We start from the raw sequence: 14,209 nt of genomic DNA, 5'->3' as shown, positions 1-14,209 counted from the left end.
CTCAGAAATCATAGCAAGGGTTCGCGCAGGCGTTTTTACACACTCTCGGCCAACAGCGGTCGCACGCATAAGGTCGCATATTAGTTGTTTCACCAGCTTGCACGCCTCAACCGCTACTCCTTTACCTAGAGCCTGGAGTTCGAGCGCTTCAAAATTTCAATCGATGAGGTGAAGGTCGCTTTCGTGCAGAACTCGGGGAACCGTAGAAGCCGTTTTTCTTATCCCGACACGTGATTGCTGGTACCGCATAAGTGATGCCACAATGCCACACGAAGTCCCGCACCCTAAGCAATAACCGCGACTCACGGACGACCACCATGCCCAGTCTCTGTTGCTGCTCTATCACGCCACGCCAGCCGGAGAGAGCCTTGTCGACTCGTCTGCGTCGACTGCTGTTCTTCGTGCTGCTCTCAGGTCAGGCCGCGTGGGCAAACCCCGTCACCCAACAGAATGACGACGTACAGGTGATTGACGTCCAGCTACGTTGGAAACATCAGTTCCAGTTCGCTGGCTACTACGCCGCCATCGCCCAGGGCTATTACCGCGAAGAAGGTCTGGAGGTGCGCCTACACGAAGGTGGCCCCAGCATCACACCGGTCGAAGAAGTGCTCTCCGGGCGCGCCCAGTACGGCGAAGCCAACAGCGAATTGCTCTACGCACGTTTGCAGGGCAAGCCCTTGGTGGCGCTGGCGGTGATTTTTCAACACTCCCCCTCAGTGCTCCTGGCTCGCGCCGACAAAGGTGTTCACTCCGTGCATGATCTGATCAGCAAGCCGGTGATGCTGATGGATGCACAGACCGATGCCGAGTTTCTGGCCATGTTTCGCCACGAGGGTATAGCCCTCGATAAACTGCAATTGCTACCCAGCAGTTTTAAAGTCGAGGATCTGGCCAACGACAAAGTGACGGCCTTCAACTCCTACCTGACCAACGAGCCCTTCTACCTGCAACAGCGCGGCATCGACTACAACATTATCGCGCCCATCACCTACGGGATCGACTTCTACAGCGACATCTTATTCACCAGCCAGGGCGAGATTGACGATCATCCACAACGGGCCGAGGCCTTCCGCCGCGCCAGTCTGCGTGGTTGGCGCTATGCGATGGACAACCCCGAGCAAATCATAGACCTGCTGCTCAATCAGTATTCGGTGAAGAAAAGCCGCGCACACCTGCAGTTCGAAGCTCAAGCCATGCGGGCGCTGGTGCTACCCGACCTGATCGAGATCGGCCACATGAACCCCGGGCGCTGGCAACGTATGGCTGAAGACTTCCTCGAACTGGGCATGGTCAGCAATATCGAAGGTCTGAAGGACTTCATCTATGATCCTAATCCGCCACAGCTTGAGCGACTGCGCAAAATTATTGTCCTGATCAGCATTGGCTGCGCGCTGGCGCTGATGCTCACCCTGATTCTGTTGAGGGCCCAGCGCCGCCTGCACAACGAGATCAAGTTACGCAAACAGGCCGAAGAAGAAGTACGCAAACTGGCTTTCAATGACAGCCTGACTGGTTTGCCCAATCGCAACAGTTTTATCCCCTTCGCTACTCAGAAGCTGCTCAACGCCGAGCGTTGTGGGGAGCACCTGGCGCTGTGCTATATCGATCTGAACAACTTTAAGCAGGTCAATGACCGTTTCGGCCACCAGGCGGGCGATGCCATCCTGATCCACGCGGCTTGGGCCATAAAATCCAATATTCGCGAGTTCGAAATAGCCGCGCGCATGGGCGGGGACGAATTCGTCGTGTTGCTCGACGGCGCGCATCACAGTAGCGATATCCAGCGTGTCACCCAGGAAATCTGCAAGGCCATCGCCTTGGCCATTCCTTGGAAAAACAGCCAGATCAAGGTCAGTGCCAGCCTTGGCGTGGCGCTGTACCCGGAAGATGGTGAATACCTCGACGAGCTGATGTTCAAGGCCGATACCGCCATGTTCCAAAGCAAAGCCAGTATCACTGCGCAGGGCTGAACCTGTTTACGAGCGGCTGTGCATCGGGCATGTGCCTTATCGATATTCCGATTCTCGATTATTAATCGAGCAGTTCCCCGTCATCTCGATGACTCCTCTACGACTCCCGCCTACTAGGGCTGGATCCCGGCAGGGAATGCCTGACTTCCCAGCGGCGCACCGTCAACGGTCTTACCGTAATAGCCCTGATCCGAGTCATGAAACGCTTTGGTGGTTCTTGATAGGTCACCGTCAAATCGGGGATCCTGCGGTCGTTCGCGGCTATTCATGAACGCCGCCACATCCCAGGCCTGCTGAACATCGAGTTGCACCCCCTTGCCCAGCGGCATGTTTTCGAAAATGAAAGTGGCGGCAGTATTGACCCTATGCATTCCGGCTCCCCAGTTGTAGGACTCCGGCCCCCAGAGTGCAGGGATGACGGGGACGCCGGCCATCAAGCGCCCTTGGCCTTGTTCACCATGACACACCGCGCAGTGCTGGGCGTAGACCTGTTTTCCACGTAAGGGAGACGCTGGCTGGGTTGGTTCCTGCAGAGCAGCAAATGCGCGGCCCGGCATGTGCTCGCGCCCGGCCAGCTTGACTTGACCTGTCAGTGGCCCAGGAAGGACGAACGAGTCGTCTCTCCCACCCAGTTGAAGTCGCGTGTCGTTGAGTTCGGGCACGGGCTTGTCCCGCATGCCGTACATATCGAGCAACCCACCCATTAGTAACCAATATGAATAAGCGGACATAGCCACCAACTCGGGGGAACCAATAGCTGGAGCTTTTCCATTCATCGAATAATTGAAGCAGCCTTGGATGCGCTCTGCAAAATTGCTCACCCGGTTATCCTTTTTGCGAAACGCTGGGTAGGCTAAATAGGCAGCCCACATTGGCGCGGCATAGGCTTTTGTACCGGCATCCAAATGACAGTTGGTGCAATTGAGCGTATTGCCAACATAACGACCCTTGAGTTGCTGGGTATCGACAAACAGCTCGTATCCCTTGCGCACCTTGTCACCAAAAGCGTCGTTGGGAATACGCGACAGGTCACGCGGCGTGAAATAGTGCAGGTCAGCCGCTTTGGGCTGGGCTGCAATTTCATCTTGCATGTCCGGATAGGCGCCCAGGACTAGATTCGGAAGTACACTGCAGAGCAGTATCACCTGCCTGAGTTTGGCAAATCTCATGACTGTTTCCTCACCGAATAGACGACAGATAGCTAGCTAGCGCCTGAATATCTTTTCCGCTCAAACGATTGGCGATGGTGCCCATCATGTTATCCGGGTCACCACTTCGCTCGCCCTTCTGCCAAGCTACTAATTGCGCACCCAGGTAATCCGCCTGCTGCCCAGCGAGACGCGGGAAGGGGCCTCCTCCCACTGCGGCCGGCCCATGGCAGCTAAAGCAAGCAGGTATATCCCGTGTGGGGTCACCCTGATAGTAGAGCTGCTCCGCGAGCGACTTAGGCTGACGCTGTCCTCGCAACTGCAATTGCGGTTGTTTCCCTTGGGCAGCGAAATAGGCTGCCACGGGTTCACGCAGTTGAGGGTCGGTATAGCCCTGAGCCATTGGGCTCATCTGTATGTTGCTGCGCCGCCCAGAAATGAAGTGCCCAATCTGTGCGTAAATGTATTCCTTCGACAGTCCTGCGAGCATCGGGCCTTTGGCTGTGCCCAAACCATGTTCGCCATGACAGGCGACACAGGGTTGTGCCTCTCTCGGCATTTCTTGTGCACAAACTGTTCCTACAACCCCGACTATAAGCAGCACCGCAGCCTTTCTCACAAGACGCATCTAGCACCCCCAATTCATCTAATTGGTCAAGAATGCCAACAGCATAGGTGAGAAATAACTGGAGGACTTGGAGCCATTCACTTTCTTGTACGCCTAATTTTCAATGACCTTCAGCCCTAACTGGTCGCCGCTGAGCTTGAATTTCATTAGCCTCGCCAAATGCGACAGAAAGTAGTGGCGAAATGACTGCAAGTGAGTTATTAATCTCACCGCTTGACAAGGAGATGGTTCAAGGAGAGATGTATGGTGACTGATCGCGAAATTGCACTTGAGCAGGCACTTGTTGCGTTTATTGGAGCTGTGGTTGCCAGCGGAATAGACTCGGCCGCTTTGGTTGAAAGTGCGACGGTTGGTTTACTTGAGGGTGAACATTACCGCTGGGTTGGCTTTCCCCATTTGTCGAATGCCATTCAGGTATTGCGTGTTGCCCATGAACAGGTGTTGAACAATACCTCAGAGTAACAAATGCCTGAGTGAAGGCGACAGACGGCATCGCCCCAAGTGGATTGACCCTATAAGGTTCATAGTCATCTACCCGCCCAACCGCAATCCATAGCGCTCAAACGAAACTGAACAAGACCTCTGCGCCATTTCGCATTGACGGCTAATGGTAAAACCATAAGTCCTTACATCATCCGTCACAGAATTAATAACGCTTCCTCGACCTCAATACAAGGCACACATTCGATTCGGCGCCTATTCGCAAGCCACTCCCTGGTTTTTCCCACATCGAAAATTTGCCCTTGCTCCATTAGCGTTAGAACCAACGCATCCGCCACGCGATACCGTCCGCAACTCGGGCAATCTCTTTCTTCCCAAGCCCCTTTGCAATTAATACGCTCTGCTATACCAGCGCATATCAAACAGTTCATCGGCAGCCTCTTTTCTTCACTATTTTTTGCCACCTATACAGTTTTTTCCGCTGGAAGGCTACAGCGATTCGACCCGCCCCTCCTCCAATGCATCACGACACGCTTCCAACGACAAGCGGTTCCTGGTCTGGAGGTACTCACTCGACACACGGATGGGGAATCCAAATTTTGTACTAATCTGGAACGATCTATGGTCACAAGCTTTTCCCAGGGGAACAATATGAAAGCAGTGCTGCTCACCATAAAGCATGAAGTCATCAAGGCAATTCCACCTACGCTATTCTTTTTCGTCATTCTGCACATAGTAGCGGCCATCCGTTCGCTCATGATTAAAGGAACGGGCGTTTCGCTTCCGGTTTCAGCGTCGGTTCTGATTGCTTCTCTAATACTCGGCAAGTCAGTATTAGTTGCAGATATGTTGCCCTTTATTAACCGCTTTCCGGAAAAGCCACTGATTTGGAATGTCACCTGGAAGACGCTTATGTATACCTTGGTCGCGCTTGTTGTTCATTATTTGGAACGGCTATATGAGTTCTGGAAAGAAGCTCCGAGCATCATGGATGCGAACTCCACGCTTTGGAACTCTATGAATTGGCCCCAATTTTGGGCGGTACAGCTTCTGCTCGTTACGTTGATATTCATGTACTGCGTTATCTCGGAGCTTGCGCGTGCCATCGGACATGATCGTCTGAAAAAAATGTTCATAGGGCCGCTCCCATCGGTAGGCACCGAAAATCAAAGGCCATCCGAAAACCATACAAAGTGAGACGCTGAGTCATAGATGGGTTGGCAAGCTCGGCTGCGCCTAACGTCAAGTTGACAATGGAGATTAACCATGCGCATCCCTTTTCCTATCCCTACCTTCTTATGCCTAATCTCCTTGGTCAACACTCAGGGAGCAATTGCGCAGGAGCAAGAAAATGACTCCGCTAATGCGGTGGCGCAAAAACTCGCGAACCCGAACACCGATCTCGCCAAACTGACATTTAAGAATGAAATGTACTGGTTTGATGGCAAGCTTCCCGGTGCCGATAAACATGGTTTCGGAACCCTCTTTCAGCCCTCATTTCCGATTAGCCTCGACGATGGATATATGATTTTCGCTCGTCCCGCGATTCCGATTATTTACGAGGGGCCCGTCCACAACAGTCAAACAGGAAGCTTTCAAGACGAAGCGGGCTTGGGGGATATGGGATTCGATCTCTCTTTTGGGCACGGCTCCGCGTCAGGCAATATTTGGTCAGTCGGTATCACCGGCTCTTTGCCTACCGCCACCAAAAGCGAGCTAGGCAACGGCCAAGTTAGCCTCGGCCCAGAGCTCTTTGTTGCCAAAAAGACTCAAACGTACATCGTGGGTATATTCCCCTCTCACCAATGGGACGTTGCTGGTTGGGGCGAGACCCCCGTCAATCGAACCTCCATAGAACCTTTGGCCCTCGTTCTTCCCGGCAATGCTTGGATCTATGGCACAAATCCGACCATGACCTACGACTGGGAAACCGATCAATGGACGATTCCCATCAACCTCACAGCTGCCAAAACAATAATTATTGGCGACACACCTTGGCGTTTTGGTGTCGAAGTCAATTACTACACAGAGCGTTCCGACGCATTCGGCCCTCGATGGATGCTTGGCTTCAATGTCACTCCTGTGGTTAAAAACGTTTTCGCGGATTGGCTCCGTAAGCGAGCCGCTTGACGTTTACAAGTCCTACCCATGAAGCCTAACTGAACGTACGTTCGATATCGGCTGGTTTAATTCAGAACCTGAGGCATTAAAAAATTTTCTAATTTTTACAGAGATCCGCCAGGGCCTTTTCTTACCCTCTTCTCACAGATTCCATTAAAACTGCCTGTATTTACTCGAAATTTTTTCAGTTCCTACTACTTTTAAATTAGCTCGCCGCTCCCCCTGGTATGGCGCAGAGGTACGACAAGGAAATGGAAGAGGAAACACGAGATGCCGTCTAAGGAGCTCACCCCGGTTTTTAGCCCGTTCAAGCGCATAGCCAGGAAGTAAAGGAAATACGCGCCTTGAAAAATCACCTCAACAGACAGCAGTGCTGAAAGCGCTGCCGTCAGCGTGGCTACTGTGGACGCTACTTTCGATTTCAATAGATTACTCTGGAGTTTTTATGCATATCAGACCGCTCGCCGCATGCGTATTGACCTTGGCGCTTGCCGGATGCGCCAGCCCCTACGTTGATCCTGAGCAATACTCGGGTTTTCTCAAAGATTACAGCGCGCTAAAAGAGGAAAAATCGCCGTCGGGTGAACCCGTCATGCGCTGGATCGACCCGAACGTTGACGCGAACAGCTACACCAGCGTATTCGTCGAACATAGCCAGATGTATCCACCACCGCAACCGACCGAAAAAATTCCGCAAAGTGCACTCAATGGTATTACTCAGTTTTATGACCAAGCGTTGAAAAATGCCTTTGCCAGAGAGCTTCCATTGGCTACTGGCCCTGGCCCAGGCGTGTTGGTTGTGCGTCCGGCCATTACGGCCGTCAGTGCCAAGACCAAGGGACTGCAACCTTACGAGATAATCCCGATTGCCTTGGTCGCCGCCGGTGTCAGTGCGGCGACCGGCATTCGCGACCAGGACACCACTCTCGCCACTGAAGCGGCATTTATCGATGGTGGCGACAATAAGGTGGTGGCCCAATTGGTTCGTAAAGGCGCAGGGTCTGAATTGGCAAATTCCTCAGAAGTCGTGCAAGCCAAAGACTTCAGGGGAGTGCTCGATATCTGGGCACAAGACATCGTCAAATCCTACAAACAGCTTAAAACCAAGTAGTACCTAAATACGGCCAACAGAATTGCCTTGCCGTGACTCACTGCAATGCGTGATGCAGTCTGAGAGGTAAGCGCAGTCTTGATGGTCGTTTTCCTATCAGCACGAAAGAGTTTGGCAGACCTTCCTTCGTGCCTGAGGGCCTCGCAGAGGACGCGTGATGTACAGAAGTTACCAATCTCTCCGGTTACCCATATCGTTGGCTCTTGGTTTGAGCCTACTCGCCAGCAATGCCTGGGCCGGTGGCATCTTGATTTATGAAACAGGGCAGGAAGGTAATGGCTTGGCCAATGCAGGGGCCGCTGCTCTTGCGACCGACCCTAGCGTACTGATGAGCAATCCGGCTGGCATTACCGAATTGGCGGGCACCCAGATCAGCGCCAATGCTCAAGTCATTCTGGGTGATCTAAGCTTCTCTCGCGACAACCACAATCAGTTCGACGGCAACGAAGGCGGCAACTCCTTGCAATACCTTCCGGGAGCCAGTTTTTTTGTCAGCCACCAGATCGATGAACGCTCGGCCATCGGGTTCGGTATGTATGGCAATTTTGGCTTGGCCCTGGATTATGACGATGACTGGGCCGGACGCTACTTCAATCAGGAGGCGGCGATCATCGGTGTGTCTTTCCAGCCCACGCTGGCGCACAAACTCACAGACGATCTTTCCATCGGCATTGGCCCACGCATCATGTATGGCTACTACCGAAACGAGACGGCCATCAACAACAACCTGCTTGGGTTACGGGACAACCCCGACGGCCAGCTTGAATACAAGGACACTGATGTCGGCGCTGGGGTCAACATCGGTTTGCTCTATCGAATGAATGATCGCACCCAGATTGGCCTCGCCTATACCAGCAAGATTGATTTGGAGTTCAAGGACAGCCCGAGCGTGCGCAAGGTCGACAATCCAATCATCAACGCCGCGTTGCGTCGTCTGGATGTCGACTCTATTGAGCTGGATATGTCGGTGCCTCAGACTATGCTGTTCAGCATCGCGCACGATCTCGACCCGCAATGGAAGTTGCTGGGCAGTCTCGGCTGGCAGGACTGGAGCGAGTTTGGCGACATTGGTGTAGAGGTCGACGCCAATGCCACCGATGTCAACCGTACCGCCGACCGCCAATACAAAGACACCTGGCATGCCTCTCTCTGAGCTCAGTACCAGGCCAACTCAAGGGTGCGCTGGAGCATGGGACTTGGCTACGACAGCTCGGCGGTAGATGATAAGGATCGCACCGTCGATAATCCCATGGGCGAAGCCTGGCGCCTAGCCACCGGGATCAATTACAAGCTTGACGAAGGGCTCGACCTGCATGCGGCCTACACCTTGGTCTGGCTGGGTGACATGGACGTCGAACAAACCAAGTCACGTTCGGGTAATACCCTTTCAGGCACCTATCGTAATTCGGCCCTGCACATCGTTGGTGGCGGAGCGACTTGGCGTTTTGATATATACACCGTGAATCAAGCTCCTTTGGGATTTCCCGCCCGCAGTTTCTCGCGGGTTTTTTTTGCGCGAAAACCCACTGTCTCAGCACCGCACGCATTACTGTCGGGGCCACCCGTCTGCAAGGGGAGAAAATACTTCCAAGAGATATTTTATGTTAGATGGAATCACAAACAACCTTGTAGCGCCGCCAGGTGCTTCCTGGATATCCAGCGATACGTCATAGCGTAATACTTAACTACCGAGCCTTCCGTATCTGCTTGAATATCGACAAAATATGCCTCGCCGACGGTCGCCACCGTGTAGCCTCCGTTGCTGCCAGGTTCCTGAGTGGCCCCGGATTCCCCTTCAAAAACGGGCATATCCTGCCATGCATGCTGCACGCAATCAGCGATGACTTTGTCTGTTTTTTTTGAATGCAAAACCTGTCGAGGTTCTTCCTGGCGCATTTCATCCATGGTTGGAGTTGTGCAACCTGTCAACAACGCCAACGATAACAATCCTAAGACATACTTCATATTATTCTCTCGCAAAAATGGTATATACCAAAACTACGGAAAGCACAAAAAGCAACTCCTCGCGTAGCAGACGCTTTGAAGCATAGTCTAAGAACACCGAATACATTAATCAACCCGCTTGCATATTTATCTCCTTCAACCGTAGTGCCTTCTAAAAACAATTAAAAGACACCCAAAAAGCATAAGAAGCCCCCCCCCACTTCCAATTTCAACCTCGTCGATGAGGGCATTCGCTTCCGAATGCTCGCCCAGTGGGCGCTCGCGCGCATTCGACAACGCATCAATTGCAACATCAAAATTCGCTGCTATCCTGATCAGTGAAGGGAGTAATTGCGAACATTCAAACAACATGACTTAACCTTCCGCGTTAAGCTTCGATTCACTCACGCAACCTACAATAGCAACAAATACTCTATTTGCTTTGAAGGATTCAAATGTGTGCGTAAATTATAAATTCCCACTTAGCAAAACACCGCCAATCAAAAGCGTCATTCAAGAATGCATGAGTTGGATATTGTGCCAACCTTTTACCTATTTCAAATCTGATGATTTCAATCGAGCAAGCCTGGAGGGTGATTTTATTCTCTCGAACGACCAAGAACATATTACTTTCTCAATATCGGAAACACAATCCACCTTTTCATCAGGATTACTGACCTACCATAAATTCTCGTCTGCGCATGATCTGAACATAAAAATCGAAGCCACAGTGAACGAGGGTCACCAATGGATAAAATTTTTCTCAATTGAATCCATTAAAGAATTTCCAGATCAGCTCCCCCGGCTCCATATCTCAAGTTTAGTCATACGACTAATCAGTAAGTTCGGCGGAGGGTGGGACAGTGAACTCCCTATTGGAATTTCGTCAATAAAATTAAAAGAAACCAAGGCCGATAGAAATATTGCACGCTCTATTTTTGAGCAAACGCTTAAATGTGCACTACCAATAATCTACATTAGTGCCAGCGAAAAAGATAAATACGCCTTAATTCCTGACAGGCTTGCTAGAAACTTATGCGGAGCGGCTCATGTCGTTGTCGAGCCAAGCAGGTTATTTTCCCGCAGATTAAGACACGAGGTTGATTCTCGAAATATTTATGGAGGAATGATAGGCGTTTATTGGCCTAGCGGGGCAGGAGCGACACTTTTTCGAAGAGGCTCTCAAGATGTAAAAATATTTGAGCATTCAATTATTAACGAGGTTTTCAGGGCTTCGTCCACGTGCGGTGGCAAAACATATGAAAGCGTTCATTTCAAGCAAAATTTTTGAGTGTTCCTGCATCTCGTCTACTGTTTAATTTCATTGACTCAGACTTTCATGCTTAAGAAAGGAAAACCGCATGACAGCGCTCACCGATATCAACGCCCTGCAAGCCAGCATCGCCGAAGCGGTGCTGGGTCAAGATCAGGTCATCCGGCAGATCCTCGTGGGTCTACTAGCCAACGGACATTTGCTGCTGGAAAGTTTGCCCGGATTGGCCAAGACACGCACAGTCAAGGCATTGGCCAAACATTTGGACGCGAAGATGAGCCGCATCCAGTTTACGCCCGACCTTCTGCCCTCCGACATCACCGGCGCCGAAGTGCTGCACCAGGTCGAGGGTAAAAACGAGATCCGCTTCCAGCCAGGGCCGTTGTTCGGAAACCTGATCCTGGCCGACGAAATCAACCGCGCCCCGGCCAAAGTGCAGGCGGCATTGCTGGAAGCCATGGAAGAACGGCAAATCACTGTGGCCGGCAACAGTCACGCGCTGCCGGAGTTGTTCATCGTAGTGGCAACCCAAAATCCCATCGAACAGGAAGGTACCTACCCGTTGCCGGAAGCGCAGATGGATCGCTTTTTGATGAAGTTGCTGCTGGATTACCCGAGTGCGGATAACGAAAGCCAGGTGTTGCGCCTTTTACGTGAAGAAGAACAGGCCCTCGGCGCAAGAACTGCCGCCGCCAATGGCTTCGAACTTTCCCAAGACGTGATTTTTGCTGCGCGCCGGGAGGTCAGTGCGGTGCACGTTTCACCGACCATCGACCGCTACCTGATCGACCTGATCAACGCCACTCGCCACCCCGCCGATTACGACGCCGACCTCGGCCGTTGGATCAATATCGGCGCCAGCCCCCGTGGCGGCATCGGCCTCGACCGTTGCGCCCGGGCCGACGCCTGGCTGCAGGGCCAGGACTTCGTTTCGCCGGACAACGTGCGCGCCGTGGTGCACCCGGTGCTGCGCCATCGCCTGCAACTGAGCTACGACGCGGTGGCCGATGGCGTCACGGCCGACCAGGTGCTAAACCGCCTGCTCGACAAAGTCGCGATTCCGGCCTGAGGTGAAAGATGACTGCCGACGGCCTGGTGTATGTCTCCCTGCAACGGTTGATGGCCCTGGAGTTCGAGGCCCGCGACCTGAGCTTTCTGGCGCGTCAGCCCCAGGGCAGCATCCTGGCCGGCAACCATGCATCACGCCTGCGTGGCCGTGGCTTGAACTTCGATGAATTGCGCCGCTATCAACCGGGGGATGACCTGCGCCACCTCGACTGGCGTGCCTCGCTGCGCACCGGCAAACCGGTGGTGCGCACCTTCACTGAAGAGCGCGACCGCCCGGCGCTGATCCTTGTTGACCAACGCATGTCGATGTTCTTCGGCTCGCAACGCAGCTTCAAATCCGCGATCACCGCCGAACTCGGCGCATTGGCCGCGTGGATGGTGTTCAACGCCGGTGACCGGGTCGGCGGACTGGTGTTCAACGATCAGCGCATCGACAGTATCGCCCCCCTGCGCAGTCGCAAACGCATCGAAGCGCTATGCAGCCGCATTGTCGAACAGAATCAGGCGCTGAACGCAGCCAATCCGGACGCCGAAGGCGAAGACCAGCTCAACAAGGTACTGCAGCATTGCCTGGCCGTCGCCGGCCACGACCACCTGATTTGCATCGTCAGCGACTTTGCCGGGGCCGATGAACGTACCTTGCAACTGATGCGGCAACTGTCGGCGCACAACGATGTGATTGCCATGCAAGTCTACGACCCGCTGGCGTTGAACCTGCCAACCAATGGCCGGGTGTTGATCACCCAGGGCCAGTTGCAGGTGGAACTGGCAGTGGAGAAGCGTCAGGTGCATCAGCCCCTGGGGGATTTTCTCAGTGGCCGGCTCAAGGATGTTGCCACGTTGCTGCGGCGCAGCCAGGTGCCGTTGATGATGTTCAGCACTGCCAGCGACGCCCAGGAACAACTGCGCGCCGAACTGGGCAAGCTGGCCGGGGGACGCCGATGAATCCGAACATTCCGAGCATCGACCAACTCAAGGAAATGGCACTGCCGACTCCGATCAGTTACGCGCCGCAGACCTGGGGCTGGTGGGCGCTTCTAGGTTTATTGTTGCTTGCTGTGGTGTTGGTGAGCGTACGGCGTTATTGGCAATGGCGCCGGGATCGGTATCGGCGTGAAGCGCTGCTGCGGTTTGCGGAGTTGCAGCAGCGCGGCAATGACCTCAATGCGCTGCGCGAGTTGCCGGAGTTACTGAAACGCGTGGCCCTCTCCATGCCAGCCACGGCCTCTGTTGGAGCGAGCCTGCTCGCGAAGGCGTCTCGTCAGCCAACATCGATGTCGAATGTCAGAGCCTCATCGCGAGCAGGCTCGCTTCTACCAGGGTCGCCGGCGGCCTTGGGGAAGGAGGACTGGCAGGCCTTTTTACAGCAGCACAGCAAACAGCCGTTGCCTGCCGACTTCAGCCAGCAATTGTCGCTGCTGGCCTACGCACCGGACGCCACGTTGCTTGCCCTATCCAATGAGCAGCGTGAGGCGCTGTTCAGTACCTGTAAGAACTGGGTGGAGCATCACCATGTGGCAGCTTGATTACCCCTGGTTGTTGATCCTGCTGCCGTTGCCGTGGCTCGGCTATCGCTACCTGCCGGACTACCGTGAAGCCCGCAGCGCCGTGCGCGTGCCGTTCTTCAGGGCGATGAGCCGTGCAGTCGGCCAGCCCCCGAGACAAGCTGGCACCCGCAGCAATCGCTGGCAACTGCTACTCAACCTGTTGGTTTGGGCGTTGTTGCTGGTCGCTGCCAGTCGCCCCGTGCTGGTGGAGAAACCCATCGAGCGTCAACAACCGGTGCGTGATCTGATGTTGGCCATCGACTTGTCCCAATCCATGGAAACCACCGACTTCACCGACGTCAATGGCCAGAAAATCAATCGTCTGGCAGCGGTCAAGGAAGTGGTGCATGGTTTTATCGACAAGCGCAAAGAGGATCGCCTCGGCCTGATCGTGTTCGGCACCGGTGCTTATCCGCAGGCACCCTTGACCCTCGATCATGCCAGCTTGTCGCTGTTGCTGGACGACACCGGGATCGGCATGGCCGGGCCGAACACTGCCATCGGCGACGCCATTGGCTTAAGCCTGAAAATGCTGGATAAAGCTCACGAGCAGGAAAAGGTGCTGATCCTGCTCACCGACGGCAACGACACCAGTAGTGCCATCACCCCGGATCACGCGGCCGCTATGGCCGCTGCGAAAGGCGTGGTGATCCACACCATCGGCATCGGCGACCCGAATGCCGAGGGTGAAGCCAAGGTCAACCTGCAAGGCCTGCGCGACATCGCTAAAGCCACCGGCGGGCAGTTCTTCCGCGCCGAAGACCGCAATGCGTTGGATCAGGTCTATAGCACACTCGACAAACTCACTCCGCATCAGGTGAAAACCCTAAGCCATCAGCCCAAGCGCGACCTGTTCTGGTGGCCATTGGGCGCGGCGATCGGCTTGTTGGCGCTGTATCACCTGGGCGCCCTGCTCCTTCCACGGCTGATGCTCGCGCGTCAAAAGCAGGAGGCCTGA

Annotated in this window: 14 protein-coding genes and 1 pseudogene; 11 read left to right on the top strand and 4 right to left on the bottom strand. The window is 54.0% G+C overall.

Annotated features, from left to right (window positions below; all coding sequences use genetic code 11):
• Positions 1 to 368: 368 nt before the first annotated feature.
• Entirely contained in the window at positions 369 to 1,970 is a 1,602-nt protein-coding gene (locus ABVN21_RS02115; RefSeq protein ID WP_339555568.1) for an ABC transporter substrate-binding protein, read from the top strand.
• Between the two features lie 113 nt (positions 1,971 to 2,083).
• On the opposite strand, the gene ABVN21_RS02110 is transcribed toward ABVN21_RS02115, so the two are convergent.
• Together ABVN21_RS02110 and ABVN21_RS02105 are read right to left on the bottom strand one after the other, a co-directional pair.
• Positions 2,084 to 3,139, bottom strand: coding sequence for a c-type cytochrome (locus ABVN21_RS02110; RefSeq protein ID WP_105754993.1), 1,056 nt, complete (start codon positions 3,137 to 3,139; stop codon positions 2,084 to 2,086).
• 10 nt (positions 3,140 to 3,149) lie between these two features.
• The gene (locus ABVN21_RS02105) at positions 3,150 to 3,629 is read right to left on the bottom strand and encodes a c-type cytochrome (RefSeq protein WP_353637221.1); all 480 of its coding nucleotides are present in this window, start codon (positions 3,627 to 3,629) and stop codon (positions 3,150 to 3,152) included.
• 360 nt (positions 3,630 to 3,989) lie between these two features.
• On the opposite strand from ABVN21_RS02105, the gene ABVN21_RS02100 reads away from it, so the two are divergent.
• From ABVN21_RS02100 to ABVN21_RS02080, 5 genes and pseudogenes are all read left to right on the top strand, one after another.
• Positions 3,990 to 4,208 (top strand): hypothetical protein, encoded by a 219-nt coding sequence (locus tag ABVN21_RS02100; protein WP_339555566.1) that lies wholly within the window; start codon positions 3,990 to 3,992, stop codon positions 4,206 to 4,208.
• Positions 4,209 to 4,838: 630 nt separating this feature from the next.
• Positions 4,839 to 5,384 (top strand): hypothetical protein, encoded by a 546-nt coding sequence (locus ABVN21_RS02095; RefSeq protein WP_339555565.1) that lies wholly within the window; start codon positions 4,839 to 4,841, stop codon positions 5,382 to 5,384.
• A 69-nt stretch (positions 5,385 to 5,453) separates the two neighbouring features.
• Positions 5,454 to 6,317 carry a hypothetical protein gene (locus ABVN21_RS02090; protein WP_339555564.1) on the top strand — a complete coding sequence of 288 codons (864 nt, stop codon included), beginning with the start codon at positions 5,454 to 5,456 and terminating at the stop codon, positions 6,315 to 6,317.
• 436 nt (positions 6,318 to 6,753) lie between these two features.
• Positions 6,754 to 7,419, top strand: a complete 666-nt coding sequence (locus ABVN21_RS02085; protein ID WP_339555563.1) for a DUF3313 family protein — start codon at positions 6,754 to 6,756, stop codon at positions 7,417 to 7,419.
• Between the two features lie 157 nt (positions 7,420 to 7,576).
• Positions 7,577 to 8,866, top strand: a pseudogene (locus tag ABVN21_RS02080) (outer membrane protein transport protein); the annotation flags it as partial.
• A gap of 167 nt (positions 8,867 to 9,033) precedes the next feature.
• Here ABVN21_RS02080 and ABVN21_RS02075 read toward each other — a convergent pair.
• A complete protein-coding gene (locus ABVN21_RS02075) occupies positions 9,034 to 9,384 on the bottom strand; it encodes a hypothetical protein (RefSeq protein WP_339555562.1) in 351 nt (116 codons plus the stop codon).
• Between the two features lie 135 nt (positions 9,385 to 9,519).
• A complete protein-coding gene (locus ABVN21_RS02070; protein WP_339555561.1) occupies positions 9,520 to 9,735 on the bottom strand; it encodes a hypothetical protein in 216 nt (71 codons plus the stop codon).
• An 85-nt stretch (positions 9,736 to 9,820) separates the two neighbouring features.
• Between ABVN21_RS02070 and ABVN21_RS02065 the strand changes: the two genes are divergently transcribed.
• The 5 genes from ABVN21_RS02065 to ABVN21_RS02045 all read left to right on the top strand — a co-directional run bounded on the left by ABVN21_RS02065 (position 9,821) and on the right by ABVN21_RS02045 (position 14,209).
• Complete coding sequence (locus tag ABVN21_RS02065) at positions 9,821 to 10,654, top strand: hypothetical protein (RefSeq protein ID WP_339555560.1); 834 nt, start codon at positions 9,821 to 9,823, stop codon at positions 10,652 to 10,654.
• Between the two features lie 70 nt (positions 10,655 to 10,724).
• The gene (locus tag ABVN21_RS02060) at positions 10,725 to 11,705 is read left to right on the top strand and encodes a MoxR family ATPase (protein WP_339555559.1); all 981 of its coding nucleotides are present in this window, start codon (positions 10,725 to 10,727) and stop codon (positions 11,703 to 11,705) included.
• An 8-nt stretch (positions 11,706 to 11,713) separates the two neighbouring features.
• On the top strand, positions 11,714 to 12,649 hold the full coding sequence (locus tag ABVN21_RS02055) for a DUF58 domain-containing protein (RefSeq protein WP_339555558.1): 936 nt from the start codon (positions 11,714 to 11,716) through the stop codon (positions 12,647 to 12,649).
• Positions 12,646 to 13,230 (top strand): DUF4381 domain-containing protein, encoded by a 585-nt coding sequence (locus ABVN21_RS02050; RefSeq protein WP_339555557.1) that lies wholly within the window; start codon positions 12,646 to 12,648, stop codon positions 13,228 to 13,230. Before ABVN21_RS02055 ends, ABVN21_RS02050 begins: the two co-directional genes overlap by 4 nt.
• The gene (locus ABVN21_RS02045) at positions 13,217 to 14,209 is read left to right on the top strand and encodes a VWA domain-containing protein (protein WP_339555556.1); all 993 of its coding nucleotides are present in this window, start codon (positions 13,217 to 13,219) and stop codon (positions 14,207 to 14,209) included. The genes ABVN21_RS02050 and ABVN21_RS02045 overlap by 14 nt, the downstream gene beginning before the upstream one ends.

It is taken from the genome of Pseudomonas sp. MYb327, from assembly GCF_040438925.1.
Taxonomy (GTDB): domain Bacteria; phylum Pseudomonadota; class Gammaproteobacteria; order Pseudomonadales; family Pseudomonadaceae; genus Aquipseudomonas.
This window is presented reverse-complemented; position numbering and strand designations above follow the sequence as displayed.

Excerpts from the sequence above, each read along its gene's own strand:
- ABVN21_RS02050 (WP_339555557.1), top strand. The coding sequence starts at position 12,646 with ATGAATCCGAACATTCCGAGCATCGACCAACTCAAGGAAATGGCACTG.
- ABVN21_RS02085 (WP_339555563.1), top strand. The coding sequence starts at position 6,754 with ATGCATATCAGACCGCTCGCCGCATGCGTATTGACCTTGGCGCTTGCC.
- ABVN21_RS02100 (WP_339555566.1), top strand. The coding sequence starts at position 3,990 with ATGGTGACTGATCGCGAAATTGCACTTGAGCAGGCACTTGTTGCGTTT.
- ABVN21_RS02095 (WP_339555565.1), top strand. The coding sequence starts at position 4,839 with ATGAAAGCAGTGCTGCTCACCATAAAGCATGAAGTCATCAAGGCAATT.
- ABVN21_RS02060 (WP_339555559.1), top strand. The coding sequence starts at position 10,725 with ATGACAGCGCTCACCGATATCAACGCCCTGCAAGCCAGCATCGCCGAA.
- ABVN21_RS02110 (WP_105754993.1), bottom strand. The coding sequence starts at position 3,139 with ATGAGATTTGCCAAACTCAGGCAGGTGATACTGCTCTGCAGTGTACTT.
- ABVN21_RS02090 (WP_339555564.1), top strand. The coding sequence starts at position 5,454 with ATGCGCATCCCTTTTCCTATCCCTACCTTCTTATGCCTAATCTCCTTG.
- ABVN21_RS02045 (WP_339555556.1), top strand. The coding sequence starts at position 13,217 with ATGTGGCAGCTTGATTACCCCTGGTTGTTGATCCTGCTGCCGTTGCCG.
- ABVN21_RS02070 (WP_339555561.1), bottom strand. The coding sequence starts at position 9,735 with ATGTTGTTTGAATGTTCGCAATTACTCCCTTCACTGATCAGGATAGCA.
- ABVN21_RS02055 (WP_339555558.1), top strand. The coding sequence starts at position 11,714 with ATGACTGCCGACGGCCTGGTGTATGTCTCCCTGCAACGGTTGATGGCC.
- ABVN21_RS02075 (WP_339555562.1), bottom strand. The coding sequence starts at position 9,384 with ATGAAGTATGTCTTAGGATTGTTATCGTTGGCGTTGTTGACAGGTTGC.